This window comes from Ruegeria sp. CDSB113 (genome assembly GCF_059611045.1).
Genome location: NZ_JBXWOU010000001.1, coordinates 579666 through 597652, shown reverse-complemented (window position 1 = coordinate 597652; position 17987 = coordinate 579666). Strand labels below are relative to the sequence as shown.

Sequence of the window (17987 nt, the reverse complement as noted above, 5' to 3'; positions counted from 1 at the left end):
TGGCTGGGGGAAAACATGATCGTCGTCGAGGACGTGCACAAGCATTTCGGCGGGTTTCACGCGGTGGATGGGGCGTCGCTGGAAATCCAAAAGGGTTCGATTACCGGCCTGATCGGGCCAAACGGGGCGGGAAAGACCACCCTGTTCAACGTGATCGCGGGCGTTTTGCCGCCGACCAGCGGCAGGGTGTACATGGACGGCGAAGAAATCACCGGCCTGCCTCCGCATGACCTGTTTCACAAAGGTTTGCTGCGCACCTTCCAGATCGCGCATGAGTTCTCTTCGATGTCCTGCCGCGAGAATCTGATGATGGTGCCCGGCGCGCAATCAGGTGAATCGCTGTGGAACACCTGGTTTGGTCGCAAGCGCATCGCCGACGAAGAACGTGCCTTAAAGGCTAAAGCGGATGAGGTTCTGGAGTTTCTGACCATCGAACATCTGGCCGACCACAAGGCGGGTCAGGTCTCGGGCGGTCAGAAGAAACTGATGGAACTCGGCCGCACCATGATGGTTGACGCAAAGATCGTGTTTCTGGACGAGGTCGGCGCAGGTGTGAACCGCACCCTGCTGATGACCATCGCCGACACGATCCTGCGCCTGAACAGAGAACGCGGTTATACTTTTGTCGTTATCGAACACGACATGGATTTCATCGGCAAGATCTGTGACCCGGTCATCTGTATGGCCGAGGGGAAAGTGCTGGCCGAGGGTACACTGGACGAGATCAAGGCCAATGAGCACGTGATCGAGGCCTATCTGGGTACTGGCCTGAAGAACAAAGACAAGCTGGAGGCCGGGGCATGAGCGATGTGATGAGAGTGAGTGCACTCAGTTTGCGCGAATGGGGGCTCTGCCCCCAAACCCCCGGGATATTTTTAGGCCAGATGAAGAAGGATCCTGTGAATGGCTGAGCCGTTTCTGATCGGTGACACCATGACCGGTGGTTATGGCAAAGGGCCGGACATTTTGCATGAGTGCACCATCGCTGTGGATAAAGGTCAGATCGCGGTGATCGTTGGCCCCAATGGCGCAGGTAAATCTACTGCGATGAAGGCCGTTTTCGGAATGTTGGATGTCCGGTCGGGATCTGTCCGGCTTGATGGCGAAGATATCACCAATCTCACCCCGCAGGACCGTGTGATCCGCGGGATGGGGTTTGTGCCGCAAACCTCAAACATCTTCACCTCGATGACAGTTGAAGAAAACCTTGAGATGGGCGCCTTCATCCGCCGCGACGACATCAGCCAGACGATGGAACAGGTCTATGACCTCTTTCCCATCTTGCGCGACAAGCGAAATCAAGCGGCCGGAGAGCTGTCGGGCGGCCAACGTCAGCAGGTCGCTGTTGGCCGAGCCCTGATGACACAGCCCAAAGTGCTAATGTTGGACGAGCCGACCGCTGGTGTGTCGCCCATCGTGATGGACGAGCTGTTCGACCGGATCATCGAGGTTTCCCGCACTGGTTTGCCAATCCTGATGGTGGAGCAGAATGCTCGTCAGGCCCTGGAGATTGCCGACAAGGGTTACGTTCTGGTTCAAGGTCGAAATGCTTATACCGGTACAGGCAAGGAACTGTTGGCCGATCCTGAGGTGCGAAAGAGTTTCTTGGGTGGGTGAGTTGAAGGCCGTGGCGACGCTCGCGTTTACCGCAATTGGCAGTACAGCGCTTTCAATTCCCTGCGCCTTGCAAGAAACCTGCGCGTATGTGGAGGACTGCGAGGGCGCTGAACTCACGCTCGAACTTTTGGGTACTCCACCAGAGCTTGTTCAAAGCAATTTTGGTGACTTTTCTGTGGATCAGATAGCAAGGGCAGGTGAAATCACTTCGAAAATCCGTTTATCAAATGGACAAGAGTGGACCGCCACCGCGAAAAACGACTATCTGACCGCATCTCGGACACAGGACGACAAACACATAAACATGTATGTGACGAAGACCTCAGACACCGAAGTGGCAGTGACACTTCTTACTCTGCCAATGCGCTATGTCGATTATGCGCAAGCAGGCCAAGCAAGACGCGCATTCTCCGGAAAATGCGGACTGGAGTTTTAATGGAGTTCCTCAATGCCATTATGGCGCTCTCCAACGTCATCCTTGTTCCCGAAATTGTCTGAAATCAATACCCGAAGTTTCCCGAAATTCTCCGACCATCCCAAGATTTCCACGCCTCGGCTGCAATCCGGTCACATTGTGCGTTTAGCGCCGGGCTTTGTGAAGGAAACGGTTTCCCGGTCAACCAAAGTTAGCTCCGTGAAATCAAGCGAACCTTCTGAATGAAAAACTCTATTCAGGACCCATAAATGAAAAAATGGATGTGCGTGGCCGTCGCCACCTTGTGCGCAACTGCCGCAACGGCGGAAGAGCGCCACTTTGTCTGCGTCTCAGACCGCGACGGTAGCGAAGTGCGCCTCAACAGGGCACCGGAAGGAGACAAGGGCAACATCGAAACTGCGAACATTTCCGGCGATGCCATGGTGCTTAAAGGCGTTGGCAACATGACGTTTGTCTATATCGAAGGCGAAGATGTCATGACCTTTGTCGTCCACTATGACGACATGTCTTATGATCTTTCAGTCAAAGGCCCACATGCCGGCACCGATCACGGGACATGTAAAGAAGTCTAAGTGCTCTCTCAGAGAGCCCCGAAACAAATCGGGGCTATCAAGGTTAATATCTCAAGAAATATCAAGAGGATGTGAGCACATGCTCACTCCTCTTTTTTTCCGAATGATATTGTCTAGGTCAGATGAGGGCGTCGCGGATCTCCGTTCGCTCTTCATTCTCAACCACCCGCATTCCAGCAGAAACCCCAATCTGGAAGGCGGAGCAAACCACTAAGGGACACCATGAAAAATCTGACTGCACTGACACTCGCCCTTCTCGCCCCCTCATTTGGTTTGGCAGCTGGTTCCGGACCGCTAGACGGCGCTGATTTTGTCGTGACCTGCGTCTCGGACACCGATGGTAGTAGCGTTACCCTGGCCCGTTCGGGTGCGACTGATACCGGCTTCATCGTAACGGACACAATTCGGGGTGAAGCCAAGATTCTACCGGGTGTTGACTCGCTGACGTTTCTCCACATCATGGACAAAGACGTGGTCACTTTTGTCGTCGATTTCGACGACCTAAACTATGACATGTCCATCAAGGGGCAGCACACTGCGAACGACCGTGGCATTTGCGATGACCCCGTAAGCTGACAAAGCGATAACTCTCTCACATTCCGGCCCTTTCAGCCCAAAAAAGGGAGCGCAAATTGTTGTGTCTGACATAAGCGTCGTGCCATAAAGCCGCACCCGGACAGTGAGAAGAATTGATGGACTTACTAAACGCGCTTGTTGCGCTTTCGAACTTTGTGATCGTGCCTGCGGTTGCTTACGGCAGCCAGTTGGCTCTGGGGGCGCTGGGGGTCACGCTCATCTACGGAATCCTGCGGTTTTCGAATTTTGCCCATGGCGACACGATGGCCTTCGGCGCGATGATTGCCGTGCTGGTCACCTGGGGCCTGCAAGCCGCCGGAGTGAGTTTCGGACCGCTACCCACCGCACTGTTGGCCCTGCCCTTCGCGATCCTGGGCTGTATCGTTCTTGTTCTGATAACCGACCGGTTGGTCTATCGGTTCTATCGGGAGCAAAAGGCCAAACCGGTGATCCTTGTGATCGTCTCGATGGGTGTCATGTTCATCATGAACGGGCTTGTTCGCTTTATCATCGGGCCGGATGACCAAAGGTTTTCAGACGGCGCGCGCTTCATTATATCCGCCCGTGATTTTAAGGCGATGACCGGATTGCGTGAAGGGCTTGCGATCAAGACCTCTCAGGGCATCACTCTGGTAGTTGCCGTTATTGCGGTGGCGCTGCTGTTCTGGTTCCTCAACAAGACCCGCACGGGCAAATCGATGCGGGCCTATTCGGATAACGAGGATCTGGCGCTGCTTTCAGGCATCAACCCCGAGCGTGTTGTGATGATCACCTGGATTATCGTGGCAGCATTGGCGACCACGGCTGGTGTTCTTTATGGTTTGGACAAAAGCTTTAAGCCTTTTGTCTATTTCCAACTTCTGCTTCCGATCTTCGCTTCGGCCATTGTCGGCGGTCTCGGCAACCCGCTGGGCGCCATCGCGGGCGGGTTCATTATCGCTTTCTCTGAGGTCACCGTAACTTATGCGTGGAAAAAGGTGCTGACTTACGTCGCGCCAGAAAGTCTGGCGCCTTCGGGATTGGTGCAGTTCCTTTCCACCGATTACAAATTCGCCGTCAGCTTTGCCATCCTGCTGATCGTGCTTCTGTTCAAGCCTACCGGCCTGTTTAAGGGGAAAGCGGTATGACCGAGTCCGTCAAAAACACGCTGCTTTTCATTGTCGTTGGTGGTTTGATCCTGCTGACTGGTTTCACACAAAGCTGGAACGCGGCAATCCTGATCCTGAACATGGGGTTGATCTCGGCCATCATGGCGATTGGGGTGAACCTGCAATGGGGATTTGCCGGCCTCTTTAACGTCGGCGTCATGGGCTTTGTCGCACTGGGTGGTCTGGCTGTTGTGCTGGTATCGACCCCGCCGACCCCCGGAGCATGGTCCTCGGGTGGTTATGGCATTTTTCTGGCATTGCTTTTGGGGGCAGCAACCGTTGTGGCGGCCGTGTTGGTGGCGACTCGGATGCCCAAGGGACGTGCACAAACCTTGACGACTATTGCCATTCTCCTTGTTGGGTTCTTTGTCTACCGCGCGGTATTCGATCCAAGCGTTGCAGGGGTCGAAGCAATCGAACCCGCAGTTGCCGGCAACCTCGGCGGTTTGAACCTGCCGGTCCTTGTGGCCTGGCCTGCGGGCGGTTTGTTGGCTGCTGGTGCGGCGTGGCTGATCGGAAAGACGGCGCTTGGATTGCGCTCTGACTATCTGGCGATCGCGACGCTGGGCATTGCCGAGATCATCATTGCGATCATGAAGAACGAGGATTGGCTGGCTCGGGGCGTCAAGAATGTCTACGGCATCCCGCGCCCTGCCCCCGTGGTGGGTTACGAGGTCGATCTGCAGAACGATCCCAGCTTTGTCGCGCGCGCCGATTGGTTCGGGTTGGACCCCGTCATCGCATCGACGCTGTCGGTCAAACTGGGCTATTCGCTGCTGTTCATGATCGTTCTGCTTGCTTTGCTGTGGATGGCGCAAATGGCGTTGAAAAGCCCGTGGGGCCGCATGATGCGCGCCATCCGCGACAATGAGGTCGCGGCAGAGGCTATGGGCAAAGATGTCACCCGCCGCCACCTCCAGATCTTCGTGCTCGGCTCGGCCATCTGCGGCATCGCCGGTGCGATGATGACAACTCTGGACGGGCAACTTACGCCGGGCACATACAATCCGCTGCGGTTTACGTTCCTTGTCTGGGTGATGGTCATTGTGGGCGGTTCAGGCAACAATTTCGGTGCTGTTCTGGGCGCATTCCTGATCTGGTTCCTGTGGGTTCAGGTCGAACCAATGGGGTTGTGGTTCATGAGCCTGATCACATCCAGCATGCCGGATGGCAGCGCGCTCAAATCTCATTTGATCGACAGCGCTGCGCATATGCGGCTGTTCACCATGGGCCTTATCCTGCTGATTGTTCTCAGGTTCAGTCCAAGGGGTCTGATTCCGGAAAAGTAAGATCACAATCCATCAATTCTTGAAACACCCAACTGACTGGTGCGGTTTCTTGATTTTGTGGGGTATACGGATTAGACGAATCCCAGTACCGCCTTGATGCAGCCGTCTTTTTGGCCATTATTTACGCTAAATTGACGCTTGACCCGCGATCAATCGGGAAACATACGAGTATAAGAAGAGTGCACATGAATACTTCCTTCACTAAAATAGCCCTAATCGTCCCGCTGTTCGTAACGCTGGCCGGTTGTATTCCCTCACCCGAAGATCTGGAATCCACCCCGGTCAAGGTGCAGACGCCCAAGGGCGAAGTCACCTGCCAGCTATATCGTCAGGACCGTGTGACCTGGGATCGGGCGATCAACTTCCCGGCAACCAAGATGTCGGTTCCCGAGGCGGATGCTTACTGCCGCCAAGAAGGTCAGCGCCGTCTGAAGTAACAGAACGCGCGCCGGGTAGAAGGTTTCTGCCCGGCACAACCCTTATCTGGCTTTGAACAAACCGCCCAGAATGCCGCGAACAATGCGGCGTCCGGTTGTTCCTTTCAGTTCCTTGATCACGGCCTCGCTCATCGCGGTTGCGAACGTGTCTTTCTTACGCATTACGCGAGAGGATGACCGCCCGACCCGGCTGCCGGAATAGCGTCTTGCTGTCGCAAATTCACGCTCGGCCGTGGATTGGGTTTCCAACTGTTCCTCGGCCTCTGCCGCTGCTTGCGCTGCTGCATCTGCGCGGGATTGAAGGATTTCAAAGGCAGATTTCCGGTCCTTCAACTGCCCGTATTTCACTTTCATCGCTGACGCATCCATAAGCGCTTTCCGCTCGGCCTTGGTGATTGGACCCAGTTGCGTTCCAGGCGGGCGGATCAGAGTGCGTTCTACGATCCCTGGCACGCCTTTTTTCTGCAACATCGAGGTCACGGCCTCACCGACACCAACTTCACGGATCGCCTCTTCGGTATCGAAGGCCGGGTTTTCACGATAGGTTTCTGCTGCAAGTCGCAGGTTCTTGCGATCCCGCGCCGTGAATGCGCGCAAGGCATGCTGCACCCGGTTGCCCAGCTGGCCAAGAATGTCTTCCGGAACGTCCGCCGGATTCTGCGAGACGAAATAGACACCCACCCCCTTGGAGCGAATGAGGCGGGCGACCTGTTCGACCTTGTCCACCAGAACCTTGGGCGCATCATCGAACAGCAAATGCGCTTCGTCGAAGAAGAACACCAGTTTGGGTTTGTCCGGGTCGCCAACTTCGGGCAGTTCTTCGAACAGCTCGCTTAGCAGCCACAGCAGGAATGTTGCGTACAGACGCGGTGACCCCATCAGCTTGTCGGCAGCAAGGATGTTCACGACGCCCTGCCCGTTTTCATCAACGCGCATAAGATCGGCCAATTCCAGCGCGGGTTCACCAAACAGTTTGGTGCCGCCCTGGTTTTCCAGTACCAGCAGGCGGCGTTGAATGGCCCCGATCGAAGCGGTTGAGACATTGCCATAGCGCAAAGACAACTGAGCCCTATTTTCCCCAATCCAGACCAGCAAGGACTGAAGGTCTTTGAGGTCTAGTAGCGGTAAGCCTTCTTCGTCTGCCACCCGGAACGCGATGTTCAGAATGCCCTCTTGTGCTTCGCTCAGATCCATCAGGCGCGACAGCAGCAGAGGTCCCATCTCGGTTACTGTTGTACGAACGGGATGTCCCTGTTGCCCGAACAGATCCCAGAACGTAACCGGGCACGCGCCATACGTATAATCGGCAAATCCGATCCGCTGGGCGCGATCCTGAAATGCCTGGTGAAGCTTGTTGCCTTCGCTCCCCGCCTTGGCCAGACCGGACAGGTCCCCTTTGACGTCAGACAGGAATACCGGAACACCGGCCTGGGAAAACCCCTCGGCCAGAATTTGCAGTGTCACCGTTTTACCTGTTCCCGTCGCCCCTGCGATCATGCCGTGGCGGTTGGCATATTTCAGCGTCAGCGACTGCGGCTGGCCGTAGTCGTTGCCACCGCCGCCCAAGAATATGTTTTGGTCCATGAATGTAAGGCCTTATTTCCACCGATCTGCGGCCAGCATACAAAGTTAACCTTTAACTGCGAAAGTCTAATTGCTGCACTCGTGGCTAAGGTTACGGGGCGGCATATTTCCTCCCTGTCGACTGACCGCGCCCTCGGGCGCGGTTTTTTTCACAAATCATGGCCGTTACATTAAAATTTCAGGTTTTCAGTTGACCGATGCCCCTGCCTTTCGTAACGTCTGCGCATAAATAAGTCGGCCAGTCCGACGGGGAGAAAATTATTAGAAGGGAGCCGCTCCACCGGCTCCCTTTGTTCTTTTTGTCGTCGCGTCAGATTTCCGATAACCCGGCGAAAAACCGTTCACATGTTGTAATGACCCACCTTAGCCCCTGACAGTGTCCGGCAAGGGTGATAGACGAATGAAAAAGTCCAACATACGACCGAGGCAATCATGATCAAGAACACCCTATCCGTCAGCCTGGTGACCGCTGCCTTATGGTGCGGGGCCGCGTACGCACAGGAAACGACGCAGGAAACCGAACAGCAACCCCAGACCTCGCAAACCGAGGTCGGCAGCGATCTGGACCTGGGTGAAACCGGTCCGCGTAACGGCGAACAATACGTCAAGGAAGAAAAAGGCGACTGGGCGATCCTGTGCATCAAGACCGATGCCGACGAGGACCCCTGCGCGATGCGTCAGATTCTGACCGGCGAGCAAGGCCAGCCGATCGCGGAAATCACTTTGGAAAAACTGCCCGAAGGCGTGGCTGCGGTTGCCGGAGCAACTGTGGTTGTCCCGCTGGAAACGATGCTACAGGCGCAGCTGGCGTTTTCGATCGATGGTGCTCCGGGCAAGCGCTACGACTACCACCACTGTAACCCCGTTGGTTGTGTCGCGCAGATGGGCTTTACCGAGGGCGACGTGGACGCAATGAAGGTCGGAACCAAAGCGACTTTGTCGCTTGTGTCGGTTCTCGCACCAAACCAACTGCTGCAACTGGAAGTATCGCTATCGGGCTTCACAGCAGGTTTTGAAGGCTTGAAAGTTCTTCAGAACTGAGGTTTCGCTCAACAAAGAAGCCGCCGGGATTTACCGGCGGCTTCTTTGTTTGATATCAGAAGTTAAATACGTTTCAGGGCAATAACGGCATTCAGCCCGCCAAAAGCAAAGGCGTTGCTCAGTGCTACGTCCACTTTCGCCTCGCGGGCTTCGTTTGGCACAACATCCAGCGCGCATTCGGGGTCCGGCTCTTCATAGCCGATGGTCGGAGCGATCACGCCATCCCGCAGTGCCATGATACAGGCCAGCAGTTCGACCGCGCCGGTGCCACCGATAAGATGGCCGTGCATCGACTTGGTCGAAGAAATCATCAGCTCGTCCGCATGAGGACCAAAGACACCGGCCACGGCCGCGCATTCTGTCTTGTCATTGGCCGCGGTTCCGGTCCCATGTGCGTTGATATATCCGACGCTGTCCGCGCTTAACCCTGCATCCGCAAGCGCGCCCGACATAGCGCGTGCGGCGCCCTGTTTGCTGGGCATGACAATGTCCGACGCATCTGACGACATCGCAAAACCCACGACCTCACACAGGATATCAGCCCCACGGGCGCGGGCGTGCTCGTATTCTTCGAACACGAAGACACCTGCGCCTTCGCCCTGCACCATGCCATTGCGATTCGCGCTGAACGGGCGACAGGCGTCCTTGGACATGACGCGCAGCCCTTCCCAGGCTTTGACGCCACCAAAACACAACATCGACTCCGACCCACCGGTCAGCATCGCCGGAGCAGCACCGCTGCGTACCATCTGGAATGCCAGCGCCATTGCGTGGTTGGACGAGGCACAGGCCGTCGACACCGTAAAGCTGGGGCCCTTAAGGTTATGCTCCATCGAAACGTGACTGGCCGCCGCGTTGTTCATCAGTTTTGGCACGACAAACGGGTGCACCCGGTTTTTGCCGTCCTCATAAACAGAGCGGTAATTGTCATCCCATGTAGAAACACCGCCACCAGCCGTGCCGAGAACCACACCCGAACGGGCGGCAAGATCTCCGTGAAATTCGATCCCGGACTGATCAATCGCCTCTTTCGCAGCCGTCAGCGTGAATTGGGTGAACCGGTCATACAGGGTCATTTGCTGGCGGTTAAACCGCCCTTCGGCCTCGAACCCACGGACCTGACCGCCGATCTGAATGGCCAGCCTTTCAACATCGCGAAATTCAAGCGCAGAGATACCGCAGCGCCCTTCGCGCATGGCCTCTAACGTATCCGGCACCGAATGGCCCAGTGAATTGATTGTACCGGCCCCGGTGATAACGACGCGTTTCATAGGATTATGTCAGACCTTTTCCGACACCAGCTTTTGGATGCCGGTGATGATGGCCGCGACGTTCGAGATGTCAAAGTCGCTGGCGCTCGGTTCGTTGGCATTGAACGGAATTGAGATATCGAACTCTTCCTCGATGGCGAATATGCTCTCGACCAGTCCAAGGCTGTCGATACCCAGATCTTCGAGCGTGCTTTCGGGTGTCACATCCGACGGCTCCAGCACGGCCTGCTCTGCAATGATTGCGATGACGCGGTCGCTGATGCTCATTTCGATCCTCTATTTATCATGTTGTGGTTGATTTAATCGCTCGGAGGCTGTTTGGAAACAGCCTTTTTTAGCGCCTCAACGTCACGTGCCAATCTCGGCAGCCGGCGCTGTGCTTTGTAAATGTCTGTATGCGTTTCCATTTTGATGGCCGGATACCCCATAACCACACGCCCTTTGGGAACGTTGGACAGGATTTTTGTGCCCCCGCCCGCAATCACACCATCGCCGATAAAGATATTGTCCGACACGCCGGTCTGTCCGCCCAAAACAACGTTATTTCCAATGTCGACTGACCCGGAAACACCGGATTGCCCGCATAGCAAGCAATCCTGCCCAACACGTGTGTTGTGCCCGATATGAACCTGGTTATCGAGCTTTGAGCCATCGCCGATGCGTGTGTTCCTGATGGTCCCATTGTCTACGGTGCAATTCGCACCAACTTCGACATCATCGCCAATCTCGACGGCACCCAAAGAATGAATGCGGAGCCAGCTTTGCGCCCGGGCTTCACCCTGATCGCCCATGGATTTGCGGGCGTTTTCCACGCCTGATACCTCGGGCGTCACAAAGCTGAAACCGTCACTGCCTATTCTAGCGCCGGGTTGGGCAATGAAACGGTTACCGATTTGAGCGCGGGCACCGATGCTCACCATCTCGCGCAGAAACGTGTCGTCGCCCAGAACGGCATCCAAACCGATCACGCAATGTGGACCGATGACCGCATTTCTACCGATACGCGCACCGGCACCAACAACTGCCAATGGACCGATCGAGGCACCCTCGCCTATCTCCGCCGTTGGGTCGATTACGGCCGACGGGTGAATGCCCGGCTGAACTCCTTGCCCGCGATCCAGCATTGCCGTGATACCTGCCATCGCCATCCGTGGACGTGGCACAAAAATAGCGGCCTCCAGCCCCAAAGCCTGCCAATCCGCGCCTTCCCACAAGACGGCGGCGCGGGCGGCACCCGTGCTAATCGCGTCCGCGTATTTCGGCGACATCGCCATTGCCAGATCAGACGGCCCGGCATCGACCGGTTCTGCGGCGCGCTCTATGACAAGGCCAAGATCACCCTGACAGTCCGCGCCCAAGGCTTCGGCGATTTGCTGAATAGTGTACTGCATGACGGGCTTCCCGAATTAAGGACCTGCCCCCGGTGATTACCCCTGAACGTCCGGCAGGGCTACCCCTGCTTTCTGCAGAGCGTCCCAGATTTTCCGGTCCCGGTCATAGACATCGCGGCGATACTGAACCTCACCTTTCGGACCGATATAGGCGGTGCGATAGATCAGATGAACCGGAACATGCTGTTCCAGCGGGACGGTCGTTTCCTTGCCGGACGCCAATACCCGGTGGAAAAACGCCTTTGGGTCCTCTTCCTGTTTGGCCAAAAGCGCATAGGCAAACTCAAAAGGTTGCGCCAAACGGATACATCCGTGCGAGAACGCCCGCGTCTCACGTGCAAACAGAGATTTCTGTGGCGTATCATGCAGATAGATGTTGTACTTATTGGGGAACATGAACTTCACTAACCCCAGTGCGTTGCTTTTGCTGGGAGGTTGACGCATGGCAAACGGGAAGTTTCTGGTGTTGAACTGGGTGAAATCAACCGCGCCCCGATTAACCAGACGACCGCTGCGATCCGTGATCTGGATGTGGCCTACGGCGTTTGGATTTGACTGCAGTTTTGGCAGATATTCCTTGGTGATGATCGAGCGCGGCACATACCAACTGGGGTTGATGACCATATGCTCCATCTCGTCCGAGAACTCCGGGCTGCGACGGTCATGCACGTTCTTGCCAATCACGGCGCGGGTCTCAAAGGTAACGCGACCATCGTCCACGATCTTGGCCGAAAAGTCGGCCTGGTTGACCAGAATGTGCCGCTCACCCCGTTCACGCGGCAACCAGCGTTCGCGTTCTAGTGCAACATAAACGGCCTTCAAACGCTCGGACGCGGTGCGGTTAAGTTCGGTGATCGTGCCCTCACCGGCGACACCATCGGTGGCCAGGCCATGCGCCTGCTGGAAATCTTTGACAGCAGCCAGCATTGCTTCATCGAATTCGGGGCTTGCAGTTGGGCTGAGATACCCCATTGTAATCAGACGGTTACGCAGCTTAATTACATTAGGTCCGGTGTCTCCATATTCCAGTTTATCCACAGGCACGCCAGCACCCCAACCGCCTTGGTTGACCAATGCCTCAAGCGCGATCTTCTGCTTCATCAATGCGCGGTATTGAGTGGATTGCGGTGCAAGCAGATCGAAATACGCGTCACCCGCCGCAGTAAGCAGGCCCTGCAAATGGTCATTGGCCGACCGACGCGACACTTTGCGGACTAGCCCGTCGTCAATCTGCGCAGGACGCAATGCGCCCGAAAACAGATCACTTGCGTAGCTGACAAACGCCTTGCTCAGTTCGACTTCAACCGAACCCAAATCCCGCAGCGATCTGGCGTCCTGCATTTTTGATACGATCGACTGTACGTCATAGGCCCCTTCCGGCAGGCCATGCAGGTTTGTGGAAGATAACGCCTTGATCAACCGTGCCCTGCGCGCTTCATGCTCAGGCGTGTCGCCGACCCAGATTGGTGCAAACGCGTTGGCGCGATAAAACTCTGCCAGACCTGAACCTGCAGGCGCAAACTCGGCCACAGCCATTTGAAATGCCGTTCCGGGTGCAGACTGGGCACTTGCCACAGAGGCTGACGCCGTAATGCAAGCGGCGAAGATAAGACTTTTAGGCAACCGATAAAGTGCTCGCATGGGATGACCTTGATTATTCAATACTTTGCGCGTTCTGAGGCGCGTTCCGAACGAATATGGTTTTCAGCTGGACGTTTTGTCCATTCACAAATACATCAATCCAAAGCATCCATCCGAGCCTGATGCGCGTTTGCATCGGCTGCGTTGCGCCAACGCCTAATTGCCTCAATACTATACCGATTTGCATCACCTGCGCAAAAAGTCGCCGAAAATTCCCCCTTGAAAAGGTGAATGTGAAAGATTTCTTGGCTGGCTTTTCGTACTGTGTCATAAATCCCGCATCTGGGATGGGAAAAAATTAAGATCGCGCGCGTAACATCGTGTGCAGGCAGGAACAGTACGGGACGAAATGAAATGACCACGAGCAGTACATCGGGCTTGACCCGGCGTGCCCTATTGGGCGCATTCGCTGCAACAGCAGTTGTAGCAGCACCGACTTATTCCAATGCAGCAGGTTTTTTGCGCGGTGGCGGCGATATCCGTCGTATCCGTATGTATTCGGGCCGCACGGGCGAACGGCTTGATATGATCTATTGGGTCGACGGCAAATACATCAAGGACGCCGTCAAGGAAGTGAATCACTTCATGCGCGACTGGCGCACTGACCAGGCCAAATCCATGGATCTGCGCACCATCGACATCATGGCAGCCTCTCATAATCTTCTGGACGTGAATGAGCCCTACACTCTTTTGTCCGGCTACCGCTCCCCCCAAACCAATGCAATGCTGCGGTCTCGTTCGCGCCGTGTGGCCAAGAACTCGCTGCACATGAAAGGCCAGGCTGCTGACTTGCGCCTGTCGTCCCGTTCCGTGTCCCAAATGGCCAAAGCAGCCATGTCCTGCCGCGCTGGCGGTGTTGGCAAGTATCACCGCTCGAACTTCGTCCATATGGATTGCGGCGAGGTTCGAAGCTGGGGCGGCTAAAAGACACCCAAACTGTTTCTAAACGACGAGCGCCCTTGGGCGCTCTTTGTTTTTTGGACTCCCAACTCGCATGTTTTGCCCGGATACGGGATCGCCAATTGCTGCGCTTACAAGTCCGGAATTGGCGGCCCAAAAGGTATTCTCACGAACTTGGAAACATCATTCATTGGTGAGCCAGCACTCGTATCTACCCAACATGTACATAACATGATGAAAAATATCGCGATTTTATAAAGAGATTTTTTACGCGAAAGGAGTCATATTGCAACTTTAGAGGAAAGATTAATGATTTCGATTGTCGCAAAAGTAATAGCTTTGTTCCTGCTGGTTGCCGCGCTTTATCTGGCGTACTACGCCGGTTCGTTTCAGCAAGAACTCAAGGATACTGATAAACCACCACCCGTGGTTCTGTTCTCCATTGTAGTGGCCCTTGCCGCCTATCTGCTTTTGGTTCTGGTATAAGTCCCCCGTCTGGTATCGGGGTGCACGCGCCGCTTCATTCATTGCGCTGGCACCAGTACGCCTGCTATTGTGGCTCGGCTTACTGCAGTGCCATCATTTCGGATCGCGTAGCAGATCCGCGTTGCTCGCCGCCCAGTCATGCATGGCCTGCAGCAGAGGTATCAGGCTTTGCCCTAAAGGCGTCAGGCTGTATTCCACATGGGGCGGGATAGTTTTAAAGTCCTTGCGTGACACAAAGCCCGCTTCTTGCAGCTCGCTTAGCTGGCGGGTCAGTGTCCGGTGCGTTATGCTGCCAAGGTTTCGCTGAAGCTGATTGAACCGCGAGGTTTCCTGCGCCAGCCAATAGACAATCAAAAGTTTCCACTTACCCGAAATCGCTTCGATCAACGGCTCGATAAAGCAATTCTCTTTCGATTCGAGAGGTGTCATGACAGTATCCTAAATGACCGTACTTGTCGTTTTGATCATGTATTTCTAACTAATGCCCGGAACACAAAAATGCAATGAGGATCGGGATGACCAAGAAGAAGGTAGTGATTGTTGGTGGCGGATATGTCGGCTTTGAGGTTGCTAAAGAATTGGAACCGCATGCCGATGTCACATTGATCGAGCAGCGCGAAGCTTTTGTGCAGCCGCCGGCGACAATCCGGGCGCTTTTGGACCCTGCTTTGCTGGATCAGATCGTCCTGCCGTATGATCGCCTGCTAAAGACTGGGCGGGTCGTGCGTGGCCGCGCTGTATCGGTGTCTCAAACCGAAGTAATCCTGGAAGATGGCAACGTCTATCCGGCGGATTTTATCGTCGTGGCTACAGGTTCGTCCTATGCAGCACCGTTCAAACCATCGGGCGACAGCATTGATGATTTTCGCCAGGCCAGCGCGGACGTCAGCGCGCAATTGGCAGGCGCGAAATCAGTGGCAATCGTCGGGGCTGGTGCCGTTGGCACAGAACTGGCGGGTGAAATTGCTGCGGCACGACCGGACAAGGACATCACTTTAATTTCGTCGGACGATACCCTTTTCCCGATGTATCCCGCTAAGTTTGGCAACCAGATCAAACGCAAACTTGAACGCGCCGGGGTATCTGTCGTGCTTGGTCAAAGAGTTGAGGATCTACAGCGCATGGATATGCCCTACGCGGGATCAGTGAAACTGACCGATGGCTGGGTTGTCACCGCTGATCTGGTGTTTCCGGTCGTCGGATCACAGCCAAATACGGCCTTGATCCAGACTTTGCCTGGGGTGAACGCTGTACCATCCGGCCGGGTCAAAACCGACAAGTGGATGCGCCCGTCAGATTTTTCGAATGTCTTCATCGCGGGCGACATCGCCGAAATCGGTGACGGTATGACGATTGTCGCGATCTCAAGGCAGAACCCTTGGTTGATCAGGACATTGAAACAGGTGTTGAAGGGACAATCGGTCGAAGATCAAAAGCCCTATGCGCCTTGGAAGAAAGCACCGATCCTCGTTCCACTGGGGCCAAAGGTTGGCAACAGTTGGCTCTTTGCGACTGTTGGTGACTGGATCACCCGCAAGATGAAGGGAAAAGAGCTCTTTATCCCAAAGTACCGCAAAGCATTTGGCCTTTCGCGATAGCAGCTGACCTGCCCCAGCACATTGCTGACCTGTAGGCACAATTCCCATGAAGCAACCGACAAGACGCCTCAAGGAGCTCATCCAATGACCTGTGTTGACCACCCCAAATACCCAACGCGCCACGGCTACATGAGCGAGAAAATACAGAACACCTATATCAAATCGGCGATCGAAAACGGAGTACTGCCACCTGACGCGCATCGGATGCCAGAGGTGGTCTCGCTGACCGCACCCGGAGACATCACGAAGCCCATCCAATTTTGGCAACTCTACTCGGTCCTCGGACAGGACCACATTGTCGACATCGTACGCAGGTTCTACGAACGGGTCTTTGCGGATGAGCCCTGGTTTACATCTGTCTTTGAACGGGTTGGCGGGCTAAGCCATCACGTAGCGACACAGGCGTCGATGTGGATCGATGTCATGGGTGGTGGTCCGTATTATCACGGCGCGGAATTCAGGTTAAGTTTTCATCACACGCACAATGCGATGGCGCTGATGAATGACAAAGGGGCGGAGCGATGGGTCGCCCTCATGCGTGAAACGCTTGATTCATCCTTGGATCTGATGGCCGCTGATCCGCGTGTACGGACCAGCATCAACACTTTCCTGGCCTACATCATGACCAAATATGCCGATGAATTCAGGTTTCAGGATCGCCACATCTTTGGTGAAACGAACGGTCCGTTCAAACGTCGGATCAACCTCATGAAAATGACAACCGAAGCGATAGAGGGCTTAAGTGAGAAGGAACTCAGCGATGCTTTGATCGCACGTGGCGTAGACGTCTCGCGATACCCGAACAAGCAAGCGCTGGTCAGCAAGGCGTTGATGATGTGAAGACCCGGCCTATTGCTTTGAACAACTCGAAAAAACGGCTTCCTCACACCCACAATGTGCACCAACCTGATCGTCGCCATGCGCACCTTCTGCGAAAGGTTCGGGTTGATCGTGAATAGTGTCCTTCCGTTTCTGGGTTTCATACTCGCAAGATCGTTTGGTGTGACCTTTTCCCCAGTTTATCGCTGGTGCTCCAAAAAAGTGCTGCAATTTATTGTCGATGATCGCCCATAGGAAGGCAATGTGGTTCTCTAAGGTTCAGTAACTCTTTCGAGGTGTAGTTACTTGCTCAGACGCATTGTTGCCCGTCTGACCTCAGCACTTAAGGGTTCAAATCCACCTCGGTTTTAGGCAAGTAATCAAGCTCATGGGTCATGCTGTCCTCATGACGGCGTGTTATTGCCACCTGGTTCCATCAAATCGGCGCAGGCTGGCTCAAACCCCCGAATTGAAATGAATTTCTGGGAATTCCCCTTTGATCACCGATAATTTACCCTCATCTAAGCGACACATATTTCAAGGAGAACCCCATGTCGCGCACTCTCATATTAGCTGTTATCGTCGCCGGACTTGGCGCCGGAGCTTACTATTACCTCAACCAACCCGAACCCACGCCCGCCGAAAGCCTGCAATCGGCAGCCCAGGACGCTGGCGCGGCCGTAAATGATGCCGTAGATGCCGCCACCGAACAGGCGAGCGAAGCCGCATCTTCCATTGCTGACCAAGCCACCGAAGCGGCCGAACAAGCCGGACAAGCGGCCACCGATCTGGCCGACCAGGCCGGAGATCAGGTCGCGTCCCTAGCCAATCAAGGGCAAGACTTGCTGAATTCCTGGATCGAAGAAGGTACGCTTTCCGTCCAGAATTTTGACTATGACGCCATGGTAGCTTCGGTTCAGGATAGCCAGTTGTCACAGGACCTGAAAACAAAAGCTTTGGGTATCCTGGATGAAATCAAGGCATCCCCTCAGTTGATTGCTCAGAAGATCGAAGAGCTGCGCACGCTTTTGACTGGACAACAATAATTTCTGGGGGCCGTTCTATTTTGAGCGGCCCTTTTTCTTTACCGGGCGCGCATTCCCGTTACGTCAGACGCAACTCTGATTGACGTCCCAGCACCCGTTTGATTGGCTGCCCCTAAATCCAACGCAACACCACTT

The 17987-nt window shown here is 55.0% G+C and carries 20 protein-coding genes; 14 read left to right on the top strand and 6 right to left on the bottom strand.

Going from position 1 to position 17987, the window contains the following annotated elements; translation table 11 throughout:
• Positions 1–15: 15 nt before the first annotated feature.
• From AC2FIS_RS03010 to AC2FIS_RS02975, 8 genes are all read left to right on the top strand, one after another.
• A complete protein-coding gene (locus AC2FIS_RS03010) occupies positions 16–804 on the top strand; it encodes an ABC transporter ATP-binding protein (protein WP_496771906.1) in 789 nt (262 codons plus the stop codon).
• Between the two features lie 99 nt (positions 805–903).
• Positions 904–1617, top strand: coding sequence for an ABC transporter ATP-binding protein (locus AC2FIS_RS03005; protein ID WP_496771905.1), 714 nt, complete (start codon positions 904–906; stop codon positions 1615–1617).
• The gene (locus tag AC2FIS_RS03000) at positions 1610–2053 is read left to right on the top strand and encodes a hypothetical protein (protein ID WP_496771904.1); all 444 of its coding nucleotides are present in this window, start codon (positions 1610–1612) and stop codon (positions 2051–2053) included. Before AC2FIS_RS03005 ends, AC2FIS_RS03000 begins: the two co-directional genes overlap by 8 nt.
• A 248-nt stretch (positions 2054–2301) precedes the next feature.
• Complete coding sequence (locus AC2FIS_RS02995; RefSeq protein ID WP_058271611.1) at positions 2302–2625, top strand: hypothetical protein; 324 nt, start codon at positions 2302–2304, stop codon at positions 2623–2625.
• 222 nt (positions 2626–2847) lie between these two features.
• On the top strand, positions 2848–3201 hold the full coding sequence (locus AC2FIS_RS02990; RefSeq protein ID WP_496771903.1) for a hypothetical protein: 354 nt from the start codon (positions 2848–2850) through the stop codon (positions 3199–3201).
• A gap of 116 nt (positions 3202–3317) precedes the next feature.
• Entirely contained in the window at positions 3318–4328 is a 1011-nt protein-coding gene (locus AC2FIS_RS02985) for a branched-chain amino acid ABC transporter permease (protein ID WP_058271609.1), read from the top strand.
• A complete protein-coding gene (locus AC2FIS_RS02980; protein WP_496771902.1) occupies positions 4325–5638 on the top strand; it encodes a branched-chain amino acid ABC transporter permease in 1314 nt (437 codons plus the stop codon). The genes AC2FIS_RS02985 and AC2FIS_RS02980 overlap by 4 nt, the downstream gene beginning before the upstream one ends.
• Positions 5639–5823: 185 nt before the next feature.
• Positions 5824–6075: a hypothetical protein gene (locus tag AC2FIS_RS02975; RefSeq protein ID WP_282118418.1), complete on the top strand. Its 252-nt coding sequence runs from the start codon at positions 5824–5826 to the stop codon at positions 6073–6075.
• A 42-nt stretch (positions 6076–6117) separates the two neighbouring features.
• Here AC2FIS_RS02975 and AC2FIS_RS02970 read toward each other — a convergent pair whose 3' ends face one another.
• On the bottom strand, positions 6118–7659 hold the full coding sequence (locus tag AC2FIS_RS02970) for a helicase HerA-like domain-containing protein (RefSeq protein WP_496771901.1): 1542 nt from the start codon (positions 7657–7659) through the stop codon (positions 6118–6120).
• Between the two features lie 432 nt (positions 7660–8091).
• On the opposite strand from AC2FIS_RS02970, the gene AC2FIS_RS02965 reads away from it, so the two are divergent.
• A complete protein-coding gene (locus tag AC2FIS_RS02965; RefSeq protein ID WP_496771900.1) occupies positions 8092–8700 on the top strand; it encodes an invasion associated locus B family protein in 609 nt (202 codons plus the stop codon).
• A gap of 62 nt (positions 8701–8762) precedes the next feature.
• Here AC2FIS_RS02965 and AC2FIS_RS02960 read toward each other — a convergent pair whose 3' ends face one another.
• Genes AC2FIS_RS02960 through AC2FIS_RS02945 form a run of 4 tightly spaced genes read right to left on the bottom strand, consistent with a single transcriptional unit; the run spans position 8763 to position 13003 of the window.
• A complete protein-coding gene (locus tag AC2FIS_RS02960; protein WP_113790629.1) occupies positions 8763–9971 on the bottom strand; it encodes a beta-ketoacyl-[acyl-carrier-protein] synthase family protein in 1209 nt (402 codons plus the stop codon).
• A gap of 9 nt (positions 9972–9980) precedes the next feature.
• Positions 9981–10238: an acyl carrier protein gene (locus tag AC2FIS_RS02955; RefSeq protein WP_058271604.1), complete on the bottom strand. Its 258-nt coding sequence runs from the start codon at positions 10236–10238 to the stop codon at positions 9981–9983.
• 32 nt (positions 10239–10270) lie between these two features.
• The gene (gene lpxD, locus AC2FIS_RS02950; protein ID WP_496771899.1) at positions 10271–11362 is read right to left on the bottom strand and encodes a UDP-3-O-(3-hydroxymyristoyl)glucosamine N-acyltransferase; all 1092 of its coding nucleotides are present in this window, start codon (positions 11360–11362) and stop codon (positions 10271–10273) included.
• 36 nt (positions 11363–11398) lie between these two features.
• A complete protein-coding gene (locus AC2FIS_RS02945) occupies positions 11399–13003 on the bottom strand; it encodes a L,D-transpeptidase family protein (protein ID WP_496771898.1) in 1605 nt (534 codons plus the stop codon).
• A gap of 354 nt (positions 13004–13357) precedes the next feature.
• Here AC2FIS_RS02945 and mepK point away from each other — a divergent pair, with 354 nt between their 5' ends.
• Entirely contained in the window at positions 13358–13927 is a 570-nt protein-coding gene (gene mepK, locus AC2FIS_RS02940) for a peptidoglycan L,D-endopeptidase MepK (protein WP_113790634.1), read from the top strand.
• Positions 13928–14212: 285 nt separating this feature from the next.
• On the top strand, positions 14213–14389 hold the full coding sequence (locus tag AC2FIS_RS02935; RefSeq protein WP_496771897.1) for a hypothetical protein: 177 nt from the start codon (positions 14213–14215) through the stop codon (positions 14387–14389).
• 93 nt (positions 14390–14482) lie between these two features.
• Here the strand turns inward: AC2FIS_RS02935 and AC2FIS_RS02930 are convergent, their stop codons facing one another.
• Complete coding sequence (locus AC2FIS_RS02930) at positions 14483–14818, bottom strand: winged helix-turn-helix transcriptional regulator (RefSeq protein WP_496771896.1); 336 nt, start codon at positions 14816–14818, stop codon at positions 14483–14485.
• Positions 14819–14892: 74 nt separating this feature from the next.
• Here AC2FIS_RS02930 and AC2FIS_RS02925 point away from each other — a divergent pair, with 74 nt between their 5' ends.
• The 3 genes from AC2FIS_RS02925 to AC2FIS_RS02915 all read left to right on the top strand — a co-directional run bounded on the left by AC2FIS_RS02925 (position 14893) and on the right by AC2FIS_RS02915 (position 17852).
• The gene (locus AC2FIS_RS02925) at positions 14893–15987 is read left to right on the top strand and encodes an NAD(P)/FAD-dependent oxidoreductase (protein WP_496771895.1); all 1095 of its coding nucleotides are present in this window, start codon (positions 14893–14895) and stop codon (positions 15985–15987) included.
• Positions 15988–16116: 129 nt separating this feature from the next.
• Positions 16117–16827, top strand: coding sequence for a globin domain-containing protein (locus tag AC2FIS_RS02920; protein WP_496771894.1), 711 nt, complete (start codon positions 16117–16119; stop codon positions 16825–16827).
• 530 nt (positions 16828–17357) lie between these two features.
• On the top strand, positions 17358–17852 hold the full coding sequence (locus tag AC2FIS_RS02915; RefSeq protein ID WP_109311528.1) for a hypothetical protein: 495 nt from the start codon (positions 17358–17360) through the stop codon (positions 17850–17852).
• Positions 17853–17987 lie beyond the last annotated feature (135 nt).